Origin of the sequence: Pseudarthrobacter enclensis, assembly GCF_030811655.1 — a bacterium.
Classification (GTDB): Bacteria; Actinomycetota; Actinomycetes; order Actinomycetales; family Micrococcaceae; genus Arthrobacter; species Arthrobacter enclensis_A.
Genome location: NZ_JAUSRE010000003.1, coordinates 133,439 through 154,260 on the forward strand (window position 1 = coordinate 133,439; position 20,822 = coordinate 154,260).

Genomic DNA, 20,822 nt, shown 5'->3' on the forward strand with positions numbered 1-20,822 from the left:
GGCTACGGGATGTTGGAGAAGGCCTGGTCCAGGTCCGCGATGAGGTCCTCCGCGTCCTCGATGCCGCAGGAGAGCCTCAGCAGGTTGACCGGGACGGCCAGCTCGGTGCCTTTGACCGAGGCGTGGGTCATTTCGGACGGATAGTTCATCAGCGATTCGATCCCGCCCAGGGACTCCGCCAGCGTGAACACGGAGGTGGACTCGGCCACCTTGCGGGCAGCTGCTTCACCGCCCTTGAACTGCACGGAGACCATGCCGCCGAACTTGCGCATCTGGCGCTTGGCCAGCTCGTGGCCCGGGTGCGTGGGCAGGCCCGGGTACAGCACGGCTTCCACCTCAGGACGTTCCAGCAGCCACTCCGCCACGGCCTGGCCGTTCTCGCTGTGCCGGTCCATGCGAACGCCCAGCGTTTTCAGGCCACGGGTGGTGAGGAACGCGTCCATGGGGCCGGACACAGCCCCAACGGCGAACTGGACGAAGCCGATCTTTTCCGCCAGCTCCGAATCCTTGACCACGACGGCACCGCCCACCACGTCGGAGTGGCCGCCGATGTATTTGGTGGTGGAGTGCACCACCACGTCGGCACCCAGGGCGAGCGGGTTCTGCAGGTACGGGGACGCGAAGGTGTTGTCGACCACCAGGAGGGCACCGGCGTCGTGGGCTATGTCCGCGAGCGCCACGATGTCGGTGATCTTCATCAGCGGGTTGGACGGCGTCTCCACCCAGACGAACCGGGTCTTGTGCGCTGCCACGGCGTGGCGGACCCGGTCCAAATTCGCCATGTCCACCGGTGTATTGCCGATCCCCCAGTCTCCCAGCACGCGGTTGATCAGCCGGTAGGTACCGCCATACGCGTCGTTGCCGAGCACGATGTGGTCCCCGGGGCGGGTCAGTGCACGGATGAGGGCATCCTCGGCGGCGAGGCCTGAGCTGAAGCTGTACGCGTGCGTACCGAGTTCCAGCGCAGCGAGCTGTTCCTGCAGGGCGTCCCGGGTGGGGTTGCCGCCCCGGCCATACTCGTAGCCGCTGCGCAGGCCGCCGATGCCGTCCTGGGCATACGTGGAACTGAAGTGCAGCGGCGGGACCACGGCGCCGGTACGGGGCTCGAACGCCTGGCCGGCGTGCACGGCACGGGTGTTGAAACCCTGGTTTTCAGAGGCAGTCATGGGTGCTCCTTTACGGGGTAACGCAAATTAGTTGCTGAGGTAGGCCAGCAGGTCGTGCCGGGTGAGGATGCCCACGGGCGCGCCCACGAACGTGACCATCAGGGTGTCCGAGTCCGAGAGCAGTTCCCTGGCCGCGGAGATGGTTTCCAGTGATCCGATGACGGGCAGTTTGGGGCCCATGTGCTCGGAAATCTTGTCCGTGAGTTTCGCTTCGCCGCGGAACAGCTTGGCGGTCAGCGTCCGCTCATCGACGGCGCCGAGGACTTCGCCCATGACCACCGGCGGTTCCTGCGACAGGACCGGGATGTGGCTGACGCCGAACTCGGTCATGATGTTGATGACGTCGCGGACTGATTCGTTGGGGTGGATGTGCACCAGGTCCGGCAATTCGCCGTTCTTGGACTTGATGACCTCCCCCACCGAGGTTTCCTCGCCCCCGGAGAGGAAACCATAAGAGCGCATCCACTGGTCGTTGAAGATCTTGGCCAGGTAGCCGCGGCCCGAGTCGGGCAGGATGACGACGACGACGGCACTTTCCGGCAGATCGCGCGCCGCCTGCAATGCGGCTACTACGGCCATCCCCGAGGAGCCGCCCACCAGCAGGCCTTCTTCGCGCGCCAGCCGGCGGGTCATGGTGAAGGAGTCGGCGTCGCTGACCGCGATTACCTGGTCCGGGACGGACTTGTCGTAGTTCGCCGGCCACATGTCCTCGCCGACGCCCTCGACAAAGTAGGGGCGTCCGGTGCCGCCTGAGTAGACCGAACCTTCGGGGTCCGCGCCGATGATCCTGACCACACCGCCGTCGGACTCCGGCCGGTCAGCCGAAACTTCCTTGAGGTACCGCCCGGTGCCGGTGATGGTGCCGCCGGTGCCGGCGCCGATGACCACGTGCGTGACTTTGCCCTCGGTGTCCCGCCAGATCTCGGGACCGGTGGTCTTGTAGTGGCTGCCCGGGGCTGCCGGGTTGGAGAACTGGTCCGGCTTGAAGGCGCCCGGCGTCTCCCGGGTGATCCGGTCCGAAACGCCGTAGTAGCTTTGCGGGCTCTCCGGCGGGACCGACGTGGGGGTGACCACCACTTCGGCGCCATAGGCCTGCAGTACGGCCCGCTTGTCCTCGCCCACCTTGTCCGGGACCACGAAGACGCACTTGTAGCCCTTCTGCTGCGCCACCAGCGCCAGCCCCACACCGGTGTTCCCGGACGTCGGCTCCACAATGGTGCCGCCGGGCTTCAGCTTGCCGTCACGCTCGGCGTCCTCGATCATCTGCGCCGCGATGCGGTCCTTGATGGATCCGCCGGGGTTCAGGTACTCCACTTTGACCAGGATGGTGGCCTTGATGCCTTCCGTCACGTGGTTGAGTTTGATGAGCGGGGTGTTGCCGATGAGGTCCAGGATGGACTGGGCGTACTTCATAGGTACAAAGCTACCGCTTCCTGCACGCCCTTCCCCGTCCGGGGTGCGAGGATAGGCCGGTGAAGCAGTTCGCATGGCTGAAAGCCGCCCGGAGCTACCTGCTGCCCGGCGCGACCCTGGCGGCAGGTTTGGCCACCCTCGCCGCCGGCGCCCTCCCCGTCCGGGCTTTCGGTGAGTTGGCCGGGCGTACCATTCCCATCCTGGCCTTCGTCCTGGCCATGTCCCTGGTCACGGAACTGGTGGACGAGGCAGGGCTGTTCCAGGTGGTGACGGACCGGCTGGCCGGGCTGGGCCGCGGACGGGTCTTCCTGCTGTGGCTCCTGGTGGTTGCGGTGGCCACGGTGTCCACGGTGTTCCTGTCCCTGGATACCACGGCGGTGCTGGTGACCCCGGTGGTGGTCCTGCTGGCCGTCCATGCCCGGATTCCGCCCCTGCCGTTCGCGTTGACCAGCATCTGGCTGGCCAATACCGCCTCGCTGCTGCTGCCGGTGTCCAACCTGACGAACCTCCTGGCGCAGGACCGGCTGGGCCTCAGTCCGTGGCGCTTCGCGGGGCTGGTGTGGGCCCCAGCCCTGGTTGGCCTGCTGGTTCCCCTTGTCCTGCTGTGGCTGGCGTTCCGGCGGGACCTGCGCGGAACCTACGGGCCGCAGCCGGCGCATCCCGTCCGGGACCGCACCCTGCTGAAGGCTGCCGCAATCACACTCCTTGTCCTGTTGCCGGCCCTGGTGTCCGGTTTGCCGGTCCAATACCCGGCGCTGGCAGCCGCGGCCGTGCTGCTGGCGGGCTTCCTGCGCCGCCGGCCCTCCGCGCTCCGGTGGTCGATGGTCCCCTGGCGGCCGCTGATGTTGACGGTAGGCCTGTTCATGCTCATGGAAGCCCTGCACTCGCATGGCCTGACGGCGTTGCTGGCAGGCGTGGCGGGAACCGGTGACGGGCTGCCTGCCCTGCTGCAGCTGGCGGCCCTGGGCGCAGGCGCGGCCAACGCAGCAAACAACCTTCCCGCCTACCTGGCGCTGGAACCCGTGGCGGGGTCGCCGGCCAGGCTCGCCGCCCTTCTCATCGGGGTGAACCTCGGTCCGCTGGTGACTCCCTGGGCCTCTCTTGCCACGCTGCTGTGGCATGAGCGGCTCCGCGTGCTGAACGTCCCCATCAGGTGGGGCGGGTTCGCGGTTGCGGGGCTGGTGGCCGTGATACTGACGCTGCCGCTCGCCGTCCTTGCTCTTTGGGCGGCGTCCGGTATGCCCTGACGCCGCCGGGTTGCGGGTCAGCTGCCTGCGGCCTCGCCGCCGTCGCCGGCGGGCAGGTTCTGCCAGAGGCCCATGACGTTGCCCTCAGGGTCCCTGAAGTAGGCGGTGTAACCCATGCCCGGGATTTCGTTCCTGGGCATGACCACCGCGCCGCCCTGCTCCTCCACGCTTTTGAGCGTGGCGTTGATATCCGGCACATCGACCGTCACAACCGGGCCGGTGATCTGTCCTCCCCTGGCCATCATGCCGCCGTTGATGGCACCCGGCGCCGTGGGCTGGCCGGCATCATCCATGTCCGTGGTGATGACCATGCTGTAGTCCATGCCCGGGACGGGCTCAATCCGCCAACCGAGCACCTCCCGGTAGAACTTCCTGGCCCGCTTCTGGTCGTCAGCGGGGATCTCGAAATGCACTACGCCGCCCATGGCTGCCCTCCGTGTTTCTGTGGGTCGCAGTTCTTTTGGGGCACCCCTGCGTGCCGGTTGCCCCGGTGCCACACGCGGCGATCCTAGCGCGGGGACGGGAAGCGGATAAGGGCCCATGGTCCCGCCGCTGTCGGCGGGGCGTGGGACGATGGAGGGCATGACGATCGCAGAGGCACCTCCCCGGCTGGCAGCCGCGGCGGACATGTCCCTGCGCTGGTATCCGGAGGCGCCATACAGCCTTTCCCGCACCCTCGCGCCCCTCCTGCGGGGCAACAGCGATCCCTCCTTTTGTGTACAGGGGGACGTCATCTGGAACGCGTTCACCACGGCGGACGGTCCGGCCACCATGCGGCTCGCGCCCGCGGGCGGCGGCGACGCGGGCGGCGGCGACGCGGGCGGCGGCGACGCGGGCGGCCCGTTCGTGGACGTCCAGGCGTGGGGCCCGGGCGCCGCCGCCGCCACCAAGGCGGCGCCCCGGCTGTTGGGATCCGACGACGACTGGCAGGATTTCGATGACCCGGCTTTCCATGCCACGCTGCCGCGCATGGTCCGGGAAGCCCGGCGGCGCAGCCGGGCCGTCAGGCTCCCGTCAAGCGGCCGCATGGTGGACCAGCTGGTCCCAATCATCCTGGAGCAGAAGGTGACGGTCCTTGAGGCGCGGCGCGCCTACCGCTACCTGGTGCACCGGTTCGGGACCCCTGCACCCCGCGCCGGAATTTCCACGCCGCCCGGGCTGGTGGTGGCACCAGCGGCTGCGCAGTGGCTGCAGGTCCCCAGCTGGGAGTGGCACAAGGCAGGGGTGGGACCCCAGCGCTCGGCCACGGTGATGCGGGCGTTGCGCTCCGCCCCGGCGCTTGAACGCCTCGCTGCGGCGCCTGCGCTGGAGGCAGCTGCGAAGATGCAGGTGATCCCGGGCATCGGGGTCTGGACTGCGGCCGAAGTGGTGCAGCGTACCCACGGCTGTCCCGATTCGATTTCGGTGGGCGACTACCATCTCGCGGCCTACGTGGGCGCTGCGCTCACCGGGCGGAGGACCGACGACGCCGGGATGCTGCGGCTGCTCGAACCCTGGCGCGGGCACCGGCAGCGCGTAGTCCGGATGATCCAGTCCACGGGCTTCCGCAAACCCACGTTCGGCCCGAGGATGACCATCCAGGACCACCGGGCGCACTGACCTGCCTCCGGCGAGTTGCCGCACCCCCCCGACCATGCGCCCAGCCCTCCGGTGAATGCCGGGTAGCCCCAAACCCTCCTAAAACCGTTGCGTCTGCGCAAGTAATGAAAGAGACTGGCAGTACGGCTTCTGCTTGAGGAGAAACGATGCGTGCATTGACGGTAACTCCCGGAAAGAAAAACTCACTCAGCCTGCGCGAGGTTCCGGAGCCCGCGGAGGGGGACGGCGGCGTGCTGGTGGAGGCGCTGGCCGTGGGCCTGTGCGGAACCGACAGCGAAATCATCGCTGCGGATTACGGTGAGGCGCCCCCGGGCCAGGACTACCTGGTGCTGGGGCACGAGAACCTGGGCCGGGTGCTGGACGCTCCCCCGGACTCCGGACTGGCCAAGGGTGACCTGGTGGTGGGCATCGTCCGCAGGCCGGACCCGGAGCCCTGCAAAGCCTGCGCCGCCGGGGAATGGGACATGTGCCTCAACGGCAACTACACCGAGCACGGCATCAAGGGCCTCGACGGTTTTGCCCGGGAACATTGGCGGGCGGATGCGGAGGCAATGGTGAAGCTGGACCCCGACCTGGAGGACGTGGGCGTCCTACTGGAGCCCACCACCATCGTGGCCAAGGCCTGGGAACAGATCAACCGGATAGGGAAGCGGGCCTTTTTCGATCCCCACACGGCCGTCGTGACCGGCGCGGGGCCCGTTGGGCTGCTCGCCGCCCTGCTGGGAGTCCAGCAGGGCCTGGACGTCCACGTCTTCGACGTCGTCACGGACGGACCCAAACCGCAGCTTGTCCGGGACCTGGGCGCCACCTACCACAGCGAACCGCTGCCGGATTCCGGAATCAAGCCCAACGTCCTGGTGGAATGCACCGGCGTCACTCCAGTGGTGCTGGAGGCCCTGACATGCCGGGCCCAGGACGCCGTCACCTGCCTGACCGGCGTGTCCGGAACGGGCAAGCAAACAGGGGTGGACGTGGGTGCGCTCAACCGTGAGGAAGTGCTGATGAACGGCGTGGTGTTCGGCAGCGTCAACGCCAACCGCCGCCACTACGACGCGGCCGCGCAGGCACTGGCGGCGGCGGACCGGGACTGGCTTCGGCGCCTGATCAGCCGCCGCCTTCCGCTGGAAAGCTACGCGGACGCCTTCAAACACCAGTCCGACGACGTCAAGGTGGTCCTGGACCTAAAGGCCACCGGTCATGGAAACCAGCAGCCATGACCACCCCGGCCGACTCACAGCAGACCGGCGGAACGCCCCTGCTCCCCTCCGGCAGGCAATACCGCATTTCCTTCGGCAGCCAGACCGCCACGGTGACCGAAGTGGGCGGGGCGCTGCGGGAATACCGCCAGGACGGGAGAGACCTGGTGGACGGGTACGGCCCGGAGGACACCTGCACCGGCGCCCGGGGGCAGTCACTGATCCCATGGCCCAACCGGATCAGGGGCGGCAGCTACCAGTGGGAAGGCCAACGCCTCCAGCTGGACCTGAGCGAACCGGACAAGGGCGGGGCGATCCATGGACTCACCCGCTGGCGGAACTGGACCGTCCTGGAACATACCCCGGACGCCATTTCCTTGGCGTACACCCTGCATGCCTGCCAGGGCTGGCCCTGGGTGCTTGACTGCCGGCTGGACTACCGGCTTGGCGCCGAGGGGCTCAGCGTCCGGACGACGGCGGTAAACCGGAGTCCCACGCCCTGCCCCTACGGCACGGGCGCGCACCCATACTTGAGCCTTGGTGTGCGGGGCGGGACCGGAGGCCCCGCCCCCGTCACCGGAGCGATCGACGCCGGCCTGGTGCAGGTGCCCGGGCGCACCTTCCTGCCGGTGGACGGGCGCGGCATTCCAACGGGACACGAGCGGGTGGACGGCACGGAGTATGACGTGAGGGAACTGCAGCAGCTGGGTGGCCGGCACATCGATGTGGCCTACACGGACCTGCTGCGGGATGAGGACGGGGTCGCCAGGGTGAAGCTGGTACACGCGGACCGCTCGTCAGGCGTGGAACTCTGGGTGGACAGGGCCTACCCCTACCTGGAAATCTTCACCGGCGATACCCTGCCGCAGCCGGACCGGCGGCGGACCGGGCTGGGAGTGGAACCCATGACCTGCGCCCCGGATGCCTTCAACTCCGGCGAAGGCCTGATCACGCTGGAACCCGGCCAGTCCCACAGCGCGGCATGGGGCATCAACCCCAACCCCGTGCTCCAGCCGTGAACGAAGCGTGCTCCGTTCCGTAGCACAACAACTATTGCGCTAACGCAAGTGTAGGCGTTGAATGATGAGTATGGGGTTGCCGCACCGGATGCCGGCCAGTTTAGATCCCGGCTCCCAACGTAAAGCGACCGTCGGAGGTCCCCTGGCCCCCGGCGGCGGCCGCGAAGGCCTCCAGGGCCGCGGCCAGCGCAGGGCGCCGGCCGGCAGGCATCCTCGACACCACCTCGGCAATAGCCTGCCGCCGGTGCTCCAGCACGGTATCCACCAGATCCCTGCCCTTCCTGCTCAACTCCAACCGGATGTATCGGCGGTCAGCCGGGTCCTCCCGCCGCTCAAGCAGGCCGGCCATCACCAGCCGGTCACAAATGCGGGTGGCATTGGATGCATGCACGCCGAGTTCAGCGGCCACTCCGCCAAGGTTCTGCGGACCCCGGGAGTGAATCAGCACCAGCACCCGCAGTTGCGGGCTACTCACGACGTCCTCCACCTCAGCAACCGAGTGGGCCACAACCCGCAGGAGGACATCCGCCGCGCCCATCACTGCTTCGACCTCGCGGCTGGAGGGCACTCCGTTGGTTGCTGGGGAAATATCCATGACACCAGTTTCCTCCGATAGTTGATGCTCCGCAAAGGTTGCGGGTGCGCACGCGGTCCGCGGTGACGGGACCGCCCGGCAGAAAGGAAAAATCGTGAGAACACACCCCGCACAGCGAACCGTGGCGGAGACCGTCCACGGTATCGACCGGCTGGTCAGGAACGTTCAGACGGGCCGGTTTGAACGCTCGCTGTCGGCCCTGACCGCCGTCGGCGCCTTGGTCACGGCGGCGGAAATTTTCCTTGAGCATGACAAGGCTAGCTTCGGCAACAAATGGATGTGGGCCCCGGTTGCCCTGGGCCCATTGGGTGCGGCAGCGGGGGTTGCCGGAGTTTTCAGCCGCCGTATGGCCAAGACAGCCCTGCCGCTGGCCAGCGCGGCGATCGTGGCCAACGGCCTGCAGGGCACGTGGCTGCACCTGCGGGGCATCCGGCAGAAGCCGGGTGGCCTGTCCAACCTGCGCTACAACCTGGAGATGGGGCCGCCGCTGTTCGCACCGCTGCTGGTCACGATGGTAGGCGGCATGGGCTTGCTGGCGGCGGTCCTGAGGAGGGAACCGTGACCGGCCTCCCCCTGGCAGATGCCGATGGCGGCGGCCGTTACCCTGGCTTCAGTGCCCTCGCCCAGGCGCCGCACTGGGACCCGGTGACGGCCGCCGTCGTGCAGGGCAGGATGGCCCTGCCTCCGGACGTCCGCTTCTTCACCCCTGCGGAGGAAGCCGCGGCGCGGGCCCTCTTCGACCAGTTGCTGGACCAGCATGCCGAACCAAGGGTGCCGGTGGTGAACATGGTGGACGCGCGGCTGGCGGAAGATGAAACCGACGGCTGGCACTACGACAACATGCCCCGGGACGGTGCGGCCTGGCGCGCATCCCTCGGTGCGCTCGACCGGGAGGCGCAGTCGCGGGAAGGCTGCACGTTCGCGTTGCTCCCACTGGACGGGCAGGCCAGGCTGCTGCAGGACATCTGCGACCGCGGCCAGGACCTTTGGCACGGCCTGCCGGCTGACCGGGTGTGGGGGTTGTGGACGCGGTACGCCTGCACCGCGTTCTACTCCCATCCCCTGGCGTGGGACGAGATCGGCTTCGCCGGTCCGGCCTATCCCCGCGGCTACAAGAACCTGGGTGTGGACCGGCTGGAACCGTTCGAAGTGCGGGACGTGCGGCCTGAAGCGGATCCGACCCGTAGGGCTGACAGATGAGCGGCCTCCGTGAGCGGAACGAATCTGCCTGGCTGCTGCCCGCGGGTCCAGGCACGAACTCGAAACTGCGGGACCGGATGCGCCGGTATGCCGACGACGATGAGGTGGACGTGGTCATTGTGGGCTGCGGTGCCGGCGGCGCCACCTTGCTCCAGCGCCTTGCACGCGCAGGCTGGCGGGCGGTGGGCCTGGACGAGGGCCCGTTCTGGGACCCCGAGCAGGACTGGGTGAGTGACGAAGCCGGCTCGCACCACCTGTACTGGACTGAGCCGCGGGTGATCGGCGGCTCAGACCCCGTGCCCCTGGGGTCGAACAATTCGGGCCGGGGCGTGGGCGGATCCATGGTGCATTTCGCCGGTTACACACCACGGTTCCATCCCAGCGATTTCCGTACCTTCAGTTGGGACGGGGTCGGGGCCGACTGGCCGCTGGAGTACGGGGAACTCCGGCCGTTCTACGAGGACATCGAGGCCGAACTTCCAGTCTCGGGCGAACGCTGGCCCTGGGGCGATCCGCACGGCTATCCGCACCGGCCGCACCCCGTCTCCGGGAACGGGGAAATTTTCCTGAGAGGCGCCAACGCCTGCGGGATCACCGCAAAGGTGGGTCCGGTGGCCATCGCCAACGGCCGCTTCGGCAACCGGCCGCACTGCATCTACCGGGGCTTCTGCCTCCAGGGCTGCAAAGTCAATGCCAAGGCCTCGCCGCTGATCACGCACGTCCCGGACGCCCTGGCCCACGGCGCCGAAATCCGCCCCGACTCCATGGCCACGCGGATCGGGTTCGACGAGCGTACCGGCCTGGCCACCGGCGTCGAATATGTCCACGACGGAATCAACAGGTTCCAGCGCGCCCGCATTGTTGCCGTGGCAGGGTATTCGATCGAAACACCACGGCTCCTGCTCAACTCCACCTCGCCGCGCTTCCCGGAGGGCATGTGCAACGACTTTGACCAGGTGGGCCGGTACCTCATGGTGCAGGGCGCACCCCAGACCGCCGGGCGGTTCCAGGCCGAGGTGCGGATGTGGAAGGCGCCGCCCCCGGAAGTCAGCACGGAGGACTTCTACGAAACTGACCCGGCGAAGCCGTACAAGCGCGGATTCTCCATCCAGTGCGTCTCCCCGCTTCCCATCACGTGGGCGGAGCACGTGGCAGCACAGGGACACTGGGGCGCCGCGCTTCGGCGCTACATGAGCGACTACCCGCACTGGGCATGCCTGGGTGCCCTCTGCGAGTTCCTCCCCCTCCGGGAGAACAGGGTGACGCTGGCGGAGGAAACGGACCGCCATGGCATTCCCGTGGCCCGCTTCAGCTACAGCCAGTGCGACAACGACCGGCAGCTGATGTCCGCGGCCCAGCAGGTCATGGAGCGGATCCTCACCGCCGCGGGAGCGCAGGAAGTGATCACCATCAACCGCTACGCGCACCTGGTGGGTGGTGCACGGATGGCCGCGGGCGAGCAGGACGGGGTGGTGGACCGCAACCTGCGCAGTTTCGCGGTACCCAACCTCCTGGTCACCGACGGCAGCGTGCTGCCCACCCAAGGCAGCGCAAATCCCGCGCTGACCATCATGGCGCTTGCGGCCCGTGCCGCGGGCGTCCTGGTCCAAGGTGCCCGCAGGGGCACCCCGATGAGCATGAAGGAAGACTGATCATGGCAACTACAGTGGCTGACTACCTGCTCTCCCGGCTGGGTGAGTGGGGTGTGGACAAGGTCTTCGGATTCCCCGGAGACGGCATCAACGGCATCCTCGCAGCCTTCGGCAAAGCGGGGAACCAACCGAAATTCATCCAGGCCAGGCACGAGGAGATGGCCGCGTTCGAGGCGGTGGGCTACGCCAAGTTCGGCGACCGGGTGGCGGTGTGCATGGCCACCTCCGGGCCCGGGGCCATCCACCTGCTCAACGGGCTCTACGACGCCAAGCTGGACCACGTTCCGGTGGTGGCCATCGTGGGGCAGACAGCCCGCAGCGCCATGGGCGGCTCCTACCAGCAGGAGGTGGACCTGCTGACCCTGTTCAAGGACGTGGCCTCCGACTACGTCCAGATGGTCACCGTCCCGCAGCAGCTCCCCAATGTCCTGGACAGGGCCATCCGGATTGCCGATGCGCAGCGGGCCCCCACGGCCATCATCATCCCGGCGGATGTGCAGGAACTCGAATACGCCGCCCCCACCCACGAATTCAAGATGGTCCCCTCCAGCCTCGGCATCAAGTGGCCCGACATCGAGCCCGACAGCGCGGCCATCCGCGGTGCCGCCCAACTCCTCAACGAGGGCTCGAAAGTGGCCATCCTGATAGGCCAGGGTGCCCGGGAGGCGCCCGCCGAGGTGCGGGAAGTGGCGGAACTGCTGGGCGCGGGCGTGGCCAAGGCCCTGCTGGGCAAGGACTCCCTGCCCGATGACCTGCCGTACGTCACGGGCTCCATCGGGCTGCTGGGCACCAGGCCCAGCTACGAAATGATGCGTGACTGCGACACGCTGCTCACGGTGGGCTCCAGCTTCCCCTACACCCAGTTCCTTCCCGAGCCGGGACAGGCCCGGGGCGTGCAGATCGACGTGGACCCGAAAATGATCGGGCTGCGGTACACGAACGAATTCAACATCGTGGCCGACGCCCGCACAGCGTTGCGGGCACTGATCCCGCACCTGGACCGGAAGCAGGACCGCTCCTGGCAGGAGGGCCTGCAGTCCTCCATCAGCCGGTGGTGGGAAACCATGCATGACGAGGCCATGGTCAGCGCGGATCCCGTCAACCCCATGCGCCTCTTTGCCGAGCTCTCCACCCGCCTGCCCATGAACGCCATGCTGAGCGCGGACTCGGGGTCATCAGCCAACTGGTATGCCCGGCAGCTGAAGTTCCGCGGCGAAGTCCGGGGCTCACTGTCTGGAAACCTCGCCACCATGGGCCCCGGCGTTCCCTATGCCATCGGGGCGAAGTTCGCCCATCCCGGGCGCCCCGCCATCGCTTTCGCAGGCGACGGGGCCATGCAGATGAACGGCCTTGCCGAGATGATCACCGTCAAGCACTACTGGCCCGAATGGGACGATCCCCGCCTGGTGGTGGCCGTCCTCCACAACAACGACCTCAACCAGGTCACCTGGGAAATGCGGGCCATGGGCGGGGTTCCGGCCTTCCGTGAATCCCAGGCCCTCCCGGACGTGGACTACGCCGGGTTCGCCGAAAGCCTGGGGCTGCAGGGCATCCACGTGGACAACCCCGACGACGTGGGGCCGGCCTGGGAGAAAGCCCTCGCCGCGGACAGGCCAACCCTCCTGGATGTGCGGACCGACCCCAACATCCCGCCCATCCCGCCGCACGCCACCCTGGAGCAGGCAAGGAAGACGGCAGAAGCCATGGTCAAGGGCGATGACAGCGCCTGGGGCGTGGTGAAGGAAGGGGTCAAGACCAAGATCCAGGAATTCCTGCCGCACAAGGAGGGCTGAACCATGAGGCCGGCCAGGGCCACTGCGGAGGCTCCTGTGACCGCCGTCCAGGCGGCCGCTTACACGGTCCCCACCGACGGTCCCGAAGCGGACGGAACGTACAGTTGGGACTCCACCACCATGGTGCTGGTGCAGGCCGCCGCCGGCGGGAAGACCGGCCTGGGCTGGACCTACGCGCCGGCCGCGGCAGCAGGCCTGGTGGAAGGACTCCTCAGTCCCGCCGTGAGCGGCGTGGATGCCTTTGACGTCCCGGCTGCTGCGGCCGCCATGGCCAGGGCAGTCCGCAACCCCGGAAACACAGGGCTGGCCTCCTACGCCGTGTCCGCCGTCGACTGCGCCCTCTGGGACCTCAAAGCCCGCCTCCTGGACCTGCCGCTGCACAAGCTGCTCGGCAGCGTCCGGGACAAGGTGGCGGTCTACGGCAGCGGCGGCTTCACCACCTACACGGCAGACCAGCTGCGCAGCCAGCTCGAAGGCTGGGCCCGTCGCCAAAACATCCCGCGGGTGAAGATCAAGATCGGCCAGGACAACGGAACGAACGTCCCGCGCGACCTGGAACGCATCCGCCAGGCGCGTGCCGCCGTCGGACCCGGAACGGAACTGTTCGTCGACGCCAACGGCGCCTACACCGCAAAGCAGGCGGTCCGCGTCCTGCGGGAGGTGGCCGCCGAGGCTGTGACCTGGTTCGAGGAGCCCGTCTCCAGCGACCACCTGGCCGGGCTGCGGGTGGTGCGGGACGCTGTGGACGCGGACGTGGCAGCCGGTGAATACGGTACGGGCCTCCCCTACTTCCAGCGCCTGTGCGCGGCCGATGCCATCGACTGCCTGCAGGCCGATGTCAGCAGGTGCGGCGGGATCACCGAATGGCTGCGTATCGCCGCAGTCGCCGCAGCCCACGGCCTGGAACTCTCCGGCCACTGCGCACCCCACCTCAGCGCCGCCGTCGCCGCCGCCACACCCAACTTCCGCCATCTGGAATGGTTCCACGACCACGTCAGGATCGAGAACCTGTTCTTCGACGGAACGCTGGACCCCGACGGCGGGTGGCTGCGGCCCGGTGCTGCGCCCGGCAACGGGCTGTCGCTGCGTACCGCTGAGGCCGACAAATTCCGGGTCCGCTAATGCTGACCACAACGGATCAGGAAGGGAACAATGTCAGACATCAGTGATTACGCACTCGTGGGGGACCTTCACACCGCCGCGATGATCAGCACCAGCGGGTCAATCGACTGGATGTGCCTGCCGAGGTTCGACTCCCCCGCCTGCTTCGCAGCTTTGCTGGACACCCCCGCCGCAGGCCGGTGGCTCCTGGCACCCGCAGGGGCACAAAAGTGCACCCGCCGGAGGTATCGGCCAGGCACCCTGATTCTCGAAACCGAATGGGAAACTGCCCAGGGCAGCGTCAAGGTCACGGACTTCATGCCGATCCGCGACGACGCCGCCGACATGGTGCGGATTGTGGAAGGCTCGACCGGCACCGTGCAGATGTACGGAGAATTGTGCCTGCGCTTTGACTATGGACGCATCGTGCCGTGGGTGAGGCGCGGTGAGCACGGCCTCAGCGCCATAGCCGGTCCTGACGCGGCCTACTTCAACACCGCAGCGCCACTCGAGGGCCGGGACATGCGAACCATCAGCGAGTTCACTGTCCGGGCCGGAGAACAGGTGCCTTTCGTGTTGAGGTGGTTCCCCAGCAGCAAACCGGCCCCGCGGAAAACCGACTCCCACCAGGCGCTGCAGGTAACCGAAGATTACTGGCAACGGTGGAGTTCCCGCAGCAGGATTGACGGTGAATACAAGGATGCCGTAGAGCGTTCCCTCATAACCCTCAAAGGGCTGATCTATGCGCCGACCGGCGGCATCGTGGCAGCTCCCACCACTTCCCTGCCGGAGGATCCGGGAGGGACACGGAACTGGGACTATCGGTTCTGCTGGCTCCGCGACGCGACGCTGACGCTTCAGTCGCTGCTCGCCGCGGGCTATGTCGATGAAGCGGCCGCCTGGCGGGAATGGCTGCTGCGGGCCGTCGCCGGCGACCCGGCCGACCTTCAGATCATGTATGGGATTGACGGCACGCGCCGCCTTCCCGAAACAGAACTGCCCTGGCTCGCCGGATTCGAGGGATCCAAACCCGTCAGGACAGGAAACGCCGCGGCTCCGCAGCTGCAGCTGGATGTATGGGGCGAGGTCCTGGACGGGCTTTCCCTGACCCGCGCCGCCGGGCCGGCCGGAGCGGGAGACGATTCCTGGGATATCCAGGTCGCCTTGATGGAATACCTCGAGGGGGCCTGGGACCAGCCCGACAACGGACTCTGGGAAATGAGAGGTCCCCGCCGCCACAACACCCACTCAAAGGTCATGGCCTGGGTGGCAGCAGACCGCATGGTCAAGGGAGTCCAGCATTACGGCCTGCCCGGCCCGGTCGATCGCTGGTCTGCGTTGCGCGACACCATCCATAAAGACGTCATGGCACATGGCTTCGACAGCGACCGCAACACTTTCGTCCAGTCCTACGGGAGCAAAGAGCTTGACGCGAGCCTCCTGCTGATTCCCCGTGTGGGATTCCTGCCGCACGACCATCCGCGAGTGGTCGGTACTGTGGATGCCATCCAGAAGCACCTCACCGAAGACGGCTTCGTCCTTCGGTACCGCCCGCAAGCAAGTAACGACGGCCTGCCCGGGACGGAAGGCGTCTTCCTCGCCTGCTCCTTCTGGCTTGTCGACGCCCTGCTGGGCATAGGACGCCAACATGAAGCCGAGGAACTCTTCGAGCGCCTGCTCGGCCTCCGCAACGACGTTGGATTACTCAGCGAAGAATGGGATCCCAAGCACCAGCGCCAGCTGGGCAACACCCCTCAGGCTTTCAGCCACTTTCCCCTCATCCACTGCGCCCTGCAGCTCCACCAGGGACGTTCCAAACAAAGCAACAAGCCCATTCCCAGCCCAACCTGACGGCCGCCGCCACACCCAACTTCCGCCACCTGGAATGGTTCACGACCACGTCTGGATCGAGAACCTGTTCTTCGACGGAACGCTTGAGCCGGACTGCGGATGGGTACGGCACGAAGACAGACCCGGTAACGGACTGAGCCTGCCGGCCGCCGACGCTGACCCGTTCCGGGTCCGCTGACACTGGCCTGTTGCCCGGCCGCCCGGGCATGACGTACTGAAAGGGATCCATTGAGCACCAACAAACGCAACGCAGATCCGGCCGCTCCGGAGCTGGTGGCTGTCACACCCGACGCACAGGATCCCACGGGGCAGGACGTCACAGGCCTGGACCCGTCAGCCACGGACCCCATGGCGGATGAAAAGGTTCGGCTTCAGCTGGCCATCTTCGAGGTCACCCGGGACGCCGACGGCAAAAGCCTGGACGACATCCAGGAGATGCTCCGCGCTGCCTTTGCCCGGCACCGCGTGGCGACACCGCCGGGCACCTGGCTGGAATCAGTGGCCTCCTCGGCGTACTACGGCGAGCCCTACATCGTTGACCTTTCGGTCGCGGCCATCGCGGACACCATCGTGCCCGCGCCGAACGATGAGGTCCGCGAGCGCCTCGCCGCACGCCGGCAGCTGCAGCAGGAAAAGCTCCCGGCAGGCATCTTTCCCGCTCCATCCGACTGGAACATTCCGGGCAGCGACGCCGCCGTCGGCAGCAACCGGACCACATCCCCGGACCGGTGGAAAGGAAGCGCTGTGCCCGCCATGGCGGCGCTGGCCGCGGTTGCCCTGGCAGCCGTGCTGGTGGCCAGGGCGGGAACGGGCCGGCGCCGCCGGCTGGACACCTAGAGTCCCAGCCGGGCCACTGCTTCCTCGCGCATCTGGACTTTGCGGATCTTCCCGGAAACCGTCATGGGGAAGCTCTCGCGGACCTCGACATAGCGGGGGATCTTGTAGTGCGCCAGCTTCCCCCGGCAAAAGTCCGCAAGCGCCGCAGCGTCCAGCGGTTCCGCGCCGGGCTTGAGGATGATGCACGCCATGAGTTCCTCGCCGTACCTGGGGTCCGGTACGCCGATGACCTGCACGTCCTGGATTGATGGGTGTGTGTAGAGGAACTCCTCAATCTCCCGCGGGTAGATGTTTTCTCCGCCGCGGATCACCATGTCCTTGATCCGGCCTTCCACCACCACATACCCGTCCTCATCCATCCGGGCGAGGTCGCCGGTGTGCATCCACCCGTCGGCATCGATCGCCTCGGCCGTCTTCTCCGGCTGGTTCCAGTACCCCGCCATGACGGCGTAGCCACGGGTGCAGAGCTCGCCGATCTGCCCGCGCTCCAGTTCCTCCCCGGTGACGGGGTCCACGATGCGGCTCTCCAGCTGCGGCATGGTCCGGCCCACGGTCTCGGTCCGCTGCTGGAGGGTGTCCCCCTTCCGGGTCATGGTGGACACCGGTGAGGTCTCGGTCATGCCGTAGCAGATGGCCACGTCCACCATGTGCATCTCCGAGATCACCCGGTTCATCACCTCAATGGGACACAGCGAACCCGCCATCACCCCGGTGCGGAGCGTGGACAGGTCATAGGAGCCGAAATCGGGCAGCGCCAGTTCGGCGATGAACATGGTGGGCACCCCGTACAGGGACGTCCCGCCGAAATCCTGCACTGCCTCAAGCGCGGCAGCGGGCGAGAAGCCCCGCCCGGGGATGATGGTGGCGGCGCCGTGGCTGAGCGCGTTGAGGTTGCCGATCACCATGCCAAAGCAGTGGTAGAACGGCACGGGGATAACCACCCGGTCATGCTCGGTGTAGCCGAGCAGCTCGCCGATGGCGTAGCCGTTGTTCAGGATGTTGTGGTGCGTCAGCGTGGCGCCTTTGGGAAATCCTGTGGTGCCCGAGGTGTACTGCAGGTTGATGGGATCGTGCGGCCGGAGTTCGGCCATGCGGGCCAACAGGTGCGCATGGGCGACGCCGTCCGCCCGCCTGAGCAGCTCGGCGTAGGTCAGTTCCGCGTCACTTTGGGGGTTGCCGGCATCCAGTGCGTCCAGTCCATGGTCCGGCAGGAACACGAGCTCATGCAGGTCCGGGCAGGTCAGGAGCGCCTGGCGTGCCATGGACACGTAATCGCTGTTGGTGTCCGACGGTGCCGTGACCAGCATCCGCATCCCGTTCTGCTTGACCACGAACTCAAGTTCATGGCTGCGGTAGGCCGGGTTGACGTTGACCAGGATGGCGCCGATTTTCGCCGTGGCGTACTGCAGCAGCGTCCATTCGGCGCAGTTGGGGCTCCAGATGCCCACCCTCTCCCCTTTGCCGACGCCCATGGCGAGCAGTGCCCGCGCCAGCCGGTCGACGTCGTCGTTCATCTTGGTGTAGCTCCAGCGGCGGGCGTCACCGCCAGGCACCGGCGCTGCCTCGATCAGTGCGTCGTGGAGCGGAAACCGCGCAACGGTGCGCTCAAAGTTCTCGCCAATGGTTTCCGCCAGGAGCGGGACGTCAGTGTCCCCGGCTGTATAAGCACGCATGAGGGCACGCTACCAACAGGAACGGCGCTGGAGAAGGAGGACGGGGCCGGGAACGCGCGCAACGGAACGGGACGGCAAGGCGGCGCCCGGTATTGTGACATTCATGAGTGCACCGATTGACCTGACAGCAACGTTCATCCCCAACGAAGGCGAGTTCCACCGCGTCAAGCTGGCCCTGGAAATCGCCATCGATGAGGTGGTGAAGGAACCAGGCTGCATCCAGTACGAACTGACTGAAGCCACCGAGGAAAAGCTCGTCCTGACCGAGCAGTGGGCATCCGAGGAAGACCTGGACAGGCACTCCAAGGGCATCGCCGTCCAGGACCTGAACGAGTCACTGAGCGCGCTGCTGGCCGAACCCGTCAAGGTGGAACGCGTCTAGCGCACCCGTTAAACGCAGAATGCGGGGCCTCCCTGTCGGAGGCCCCGCATTCTGCGTCTACTGGGTTTTAGAAGTCCGGGATCTGCGTGCCGTCCTGGGCACCGCCCTGGGGGCTGGCCGGCTTGCCCGCTGCCTCCTCCTGCTGGCGGGCCACGTGGGCGTGGACCTCATCCATGTCCAGCGCCTTCACCGCGTCCACCACCTGTTCCAGCTGCTGGGCGTTCAGCGCGCCGGGCTGGGAGAACACCAGCACCTTTTCGCGGAAGGCCATCAACGTGGGGATGGAGGTGATGCCGGCCTCTGCCGCGAGCTGCTGCTCCGCTTCGGTGTCCACCTTGGTGAAGACGACGTCGGGGTGCTTCTCGGATACTGCCGAATACGTAGGGCCGAACTGCTTGCAGGGGCCGCACCATTCTGCCCAGAAATCGACCAGGACAATGTCGTTGCCTTCGATCGTCGATGCGAACTGTTCACCTGTGATGTCAAGGGTAGCCATGTGTCCACGCTACGCGCCCGGCCCGGGCCATGTCGCGGGTGTTCGCTCCCCGCGTCATTGGGAATAACGGGAGGTACGACGGCGGCACCAGGGTTCAGGCGTTGGTGTCCCACAGGTGCGGGGCGGGGGTGCGGCTGCCGGGAAGGGCGCTGGAGGCGCGCCACCCGTGGATCCACTCGGGGAGCACGAGGTCCGCCGGCGGGACCCCGAACTCGGTGAGGATGTCCTCCTGGCTGACCGGGCCGGCCTTGGTGACCAGCCGGGTGGCGATGTAGGCGCGGGCGTAAATTTCGCCGTCGGCCACCATGCGCTGCTCGAAGAAGATCGCCTTGCTGTCCAGTCCGATGACGCGCGTCTCGATGGTGTAGTCCTGCCACAGCTGCAGCGATTTGCGGAAGGAGATGGTCTCGGCCGACACCACAGGGCTCCAGCCGCGGCGGCGCATGCGCTGCCAGATGCCGCTGCGGACCATCAGGTCGAACCGGCCCAGGTCCATGAGCGAGAGGTACATGCCGTTGTTTACGTGCATGGCAATGTCGATGTCCGTGGGCAGGACGCGCAGCGGCAGCGACGACGCCTCCCACACCGTGACGGGCGTCCGCCGTTTGGACCGGAAGAGCAGAAGCAGGGTTCTCAGAAGCAGGTGCATGGACCAATGCTACCCGCGGGTAACATCCTGCAGGCTCCGGGGGGCACGCCAACCGCCGTAGGATTTCCTGCATGACGCAGCAACGCTACCGGGCCCTTGCCGAGTGGCCCTTGATGGCTACCACGCTGGTGTTCCTGGGCGCGTACGCGTGGCAGGTCATCGGCAGGGTTGAGGGCAGCGGGGCTGACTGGCTCGAGACCGTCATGTGGGTGACCTGGTGCGTGTTCGTCCTGGACTATGCGGCGAAGCTGTGGCTGGCCGAGGACCGCCGGCAATGGTTCGTCCGGAACCTGCATGAGCTGTTGATCGTGGCCCTCCCGTTCTTCCGGCCCCTGCGGCTGCTGCGGCTGGTGACGCTGCTGTCCGTCCTGCACCGGACCGTGGGCGAGACGCTGCGCGGCCGGGTGGTGACGTATGTGGCGGCATCTGCGGCGCTTCTGGTCTTTGTGGGCGCCCTGGCCGTGCTGGATGTGGAGCAGTGGGCGCCGGATGCAAAGATCACCTCGTTCGGCGATGCCCTGTGGTGGGCAACGGCCACCATTACCACCGTGGGCTACGGGGACATGTACCCGGTCACGCCCATAGGCCGGCTGGTGGCCACGGCGCTGATGATGAGCGGCATCGCGGTGCTGGGTGTGGTCACCGCTTCCATCGCTTCCTGGCTCGTCCAGCGGGTCGAGGATACGGCCGAGTCGGTGGCAGAGGCCGTGGAGGAACCGGTCCGGGTGGAGGTTGCGGAGCTCGTGGCCGAGATCGCATTGCTGCGTCGTGAAATCGCAGACCTGCGGGAACACCGCATGCAGCCGCCGCAAGTATTGGACCGCCCTGGCTTGAGTAGCGGGGCCGGGACGGGCGAGTAGCAGACCGCAAAACTCGGGTAATTCCTACTGGTGCTGCCTGCTTGGCGTGATTCCTAGACTCGGGATTCCTAGGACCGACACGTCTGGCAGGTT

At 67.2% G+C, this 20,822-nt stretch carries 21 protein-coding genes; 14 read left to right on the forward strand and 7 right to left on the reverse strand.

Going from position 1 to position 20,822, the window contains the following annotated elements; all coding sequences use genetic code 11:
• Nucleotides 1-2 precede the first annotated feature (2 nt).
• Complete coding sequence (locus J2X98_RS04020; protein WP_141942788.1) at nucleotides 3-1,166, reverse strand: cystathionine gamma-synthase; 1,164 nt, start codon at nucleotides 1,164-1,166, stop codon at nucleotides 3-5.
• Between the two features lie 27 nt (nucleotides 1,167-1,193).
• Nucleotides 1,194-2,579, reverse strand: coding sequence for a cystathionine beta-synthase (locus tag J2X98_RS04025; protein WP_307304481.1), 1,386 nt, complete (start codon nucleotides 2,577-2,579; stop codon nucleotides 1,194-1,196).
• Nucleotides 2,580-2,638: 59 nt separating this feature from the next.
• Between J2X98_RS04025 and J2X98_RS04030 the strand changes: the two genes are divergently transcribed.
• Complete coding sequence (locus J2X98_RS04030) at nucleotides 2,639-3,826, forward strand: ArsB/NhaD family transporter (protein WP_307304483.1); 1,188 nt, start codon at nucleotides 2,639-2,641, stop codon at nucleotides 3,824-3,826.
• A gap of 17 nt (nucleotides 3,827-3,843) precedes the next feature.
• Here J2X98_RS04030 and J2X98_RS04035 read toward each other — a convergent pair whose 3' ends face one another.
• Nucleotides 3,844-4,251 carry a VOC family protein gene (locus J2X98_RS04035; RefSeq protein WP_141942794.1) on the reverse strand — a complete coding sequence of 136 codons (408 nt, stop codon included), beginning with the start codon at nucleotides 4,249-4,251 and terminating at the stop codon, nucleotides 3,844-3,846.
• 157 nt (nucleotides 4,252-4,408) lie between these two features.
• On the opposite strand from J2X98_RS04035, the gene J2X98_RS04040 reads away from it, so the two are divergent.
• The 3 genes from J2X98_RS04040 (at nucleotide 4,409) to J2X98_RS04050 (ending at nucleotide 7,640) form a co-directional block, all read left to right on the forward strand.
• Nucleotides 4,409-5,425: a DNA-3-methyladenine glycosylase family protein gene (locus J2X98_RS04040; RefSeq protein WP_307304486.1), complete on the forward strand. Its 1,017-nt coding sequence runs from the start codon at nucleotides 4,409-4,411 to the stop codon at nucleotides 5,423-5,425.
• A 146-nt stretch (nucleotides 5,426-5,571) separates the two neighbouring features.
• Nucleotides 5,572-6,642 carry a glucose 1-dehydrogenase gene (locus J2X98_RS04045; RefSeq protein ID WP_307304488.1) on the forward strand — a complete coding sequence of 357 codons (1,071 nt, stop codon included), beginning with the start codon at nucleotides 5,572-5,574 and terminating at the stop codon, nucleotides 6,640-6,642.
• Entirely contained in the window at nucleotides 6,639-7,640 is a 1,002-nt protein-coding gene (locus tag J2X98_RS04050; RefSeq protein ID WP_307304490.1) for an aldose 1-epimerase family protein, read from the forward strand. The genes J2X98_RS04045 and J2X98_RS04050 overlap by 4 nt, the downstream gene beginning before the upstream one ends.
• Nucleotides 7,641-7,740: 100 nt before the next feature.
• On the opposite strand, the gene J2X98_RS04055 is transcribed toward J2X98_RS04050, so the two are convergent.
• Nucleotides 7,741-8,235 (reverse strand): MarR family transcriptional regulator, encoded by a 495-nt coding sequence (locus J2X98_RS04055; protein WP_307304492.1) that lies wholly within the window; start codon nucleotides 8,233-8,235, stop codon nucleotides 7,741-7,743.
• Between the two features lie 94 nt (nucleotides 8,236-8,329).
• Between J2X98_RS04055 and J2X98_RS04060 the strand changes: the two genes are divergently transcribed.
• From J2X98_RS04060 to J2X98_RS04095, 8 genes are read left to right on the forward strand one after another with little or no spacing between them, the layout of a single operon-like run.
• A complete protein-coding gene (locus J2X98_RS04060; RefSeq protein ID WP_222116071.1) occupies nucleotides 8,330-8,797 on the forward strand; it encodes a hypothetical protein in 468 nt (155 codons plus the stop codon).
• A complete protein-coding gene (locus tag J2X98_RS04065; RefSeq protein ID WP_307304497.1) occupies nucleotides 8,794-9,435 on the forward strand; it encodes a gluconate 2-dehydrogenase subunit 3 family protein in 642 nt (213 codons plus the stop codon). The genes J2X98_RS04060 and J2X98_RS04065 overlap by 4 nt, the downstream gene beginning before the upstream one ends.
• Nucleotides 9,432-11,087 (forward strand): GMC family oxidoreductase, encoded by a 1,656-nt coding sequence (locus J2X98_RS04070; protein WP_307304499.1) that lies wholly within the window; start codon nucleotides 9,432-9,434, stop codon nucleotides 11,085-11,087. The genes J2X98_RS04065 and J2X98_RS04070 overlap by 4 nt, the downstream gene beginning before the upstream one ends.
• A 2-nt stretch (nucleotides 11,088-11,089) precedes the next feature.
• Entirely contained in the window at nucleotides 11,090-12,880 is a 1,791-nt protein-coding gene (locus tag J2X98_RS04075) for a thiamine pyrophosphate-requiring protein (protein ID WP_307304502.1), read from the forward strand.
• Nucleotides 12,881-12,883: 3 nt separating this feature from the next.
• A complete protein-coding gene (locus J2X98_RS04080) occupies nucleotides 12,884-14,002 on the forward strand; it encodes an enolase C-terminal domain-like protein (protein WP_307304504.1) in 1,119 nt (372 codons plus the stop codon).
• A 30-nt stretch (nucleotides 14,003-14,032) separates the two neighbouring features.
• Nucleotides 14,033-15,832, forward strand: coding sequence for a glycoside hydrolase family 15 protein (locus tag J2X98_RS04085; RefSeq protein ID WP_307304507.1), 1,800 nt, complete (start codon nucleotides 14,033-14,035; stop codon nucleotides 15,830-15,832).
• A gap of 34 nt (nucleotides 15,833-15,866) precedes the next feature.
• On the forward strand, nucleotides 15,867-16,010 hold the full coding sequence (locus J2X98_RS04090) for a hypothetical protein (RefSeq protein ID WP_186338484.1): 144 nt from the start codon (nucleotides 15,867-15,869) through the stop codon (nucleotides 16,008-16,010).
• A gap of 50 nt (nucleotides 16,011-16,060) precedes the next feature.
• Complete coding sequence (locus J2X98_RS04095) at nucleotides 16,061-16,669, forward strand: hypothetical protein (protein WP_307304510.1); 609 nt, start codon at nucleotides 16,061-16,063, stop codon at nucleotides 16,667-16,669.
• Here J2X98_RS04095 and J2X98_RS04100 read toward each other — a convergent pair.
• The gene (locus J2X98_RS04100) at nucleotides 16,666-18,342 is read right to left on the reverse strand and encodes an AMP-binding protein (RefSeq protein ID WP_307304513.1); all 1,677 of its coding nucleotides are present in this window, start codon (nucleotides 18,340-18,342) and stop codon (nucleotides 16,666-16,668) included. The genes J2X98_RS04095 and J2X98_RS04100 overlap by 4 nt on opposite strands.
• A 103-nt stretch (nucleotides 18,343-18,445) precedes the next feature.
• Here J2X98_RS04100 and J2X98_RS04105 point away from each other — a divergent pair, with 103 nt between their 5' ends.
• A complete protein-coding gene (locus tag J2X98_RS04105) occupies nucleotides 18,446-18,724 on the forward strand; it encodes a putative quinol monooxygenase (RefSeq protein ID WP_141942843.1) in 279 nt (92 codons plus the stop codon).
• 67 nt (nucleotides 18,725-18,791) lie between these two features.
• On the opposite strand, the gene J2X98_RS04110 is transcribed toward J2X98_RS04105, so the two are convergent.
• Both J2X98_RS04110 and J2X98_RS04115 read right to left on the reverse strand, forming a co-directional pair.
• Nucleotides 18,792-19,220 (reverse strand): thioredoxin family protein, encoded by a 429-nt coding sequence (locus tag J2X98_RS04110; RefSeq protein WP_141942845.1) that lies wholly within the window; start codon nucleotides 19,218-19,220, stop codon nucleotides 18,792-18,794.
• A gap of 94 nt (nucleotides 19,221-19,314) precedes the next feature.
• Complete coding sequence (locus J2X98_RS04115; RefSeq protein WP_307304518.1) at nucleotides 19,315-19,869, reverse strand: acyl-CoA thioesterase; 555 nt, start codon at nucleotides 19,867-19,869, stop codon at nucleotides 19,315-19,317.
• Between the two features lie 71 nt (nucleotides 19,870-19,940).
• Here J2X98_RS04115 and J2X98_RS04120 point away from each other — a divergent pair, with 71 nt between their 5' ends.
• Complete coding sequence (locus J2X98_RS04120) at nucleotides 19,941-20,729, forward strand: potassium channel family protein (protein WP_307304520.1); 789 nt, start codon at nucleotides 19,941-19,943, stop codon at nucleotides 20,727-20,729.
• The last annotated feature ends 93 nt before the right edge of the window (nucleotides 20,730-20,822 follow it).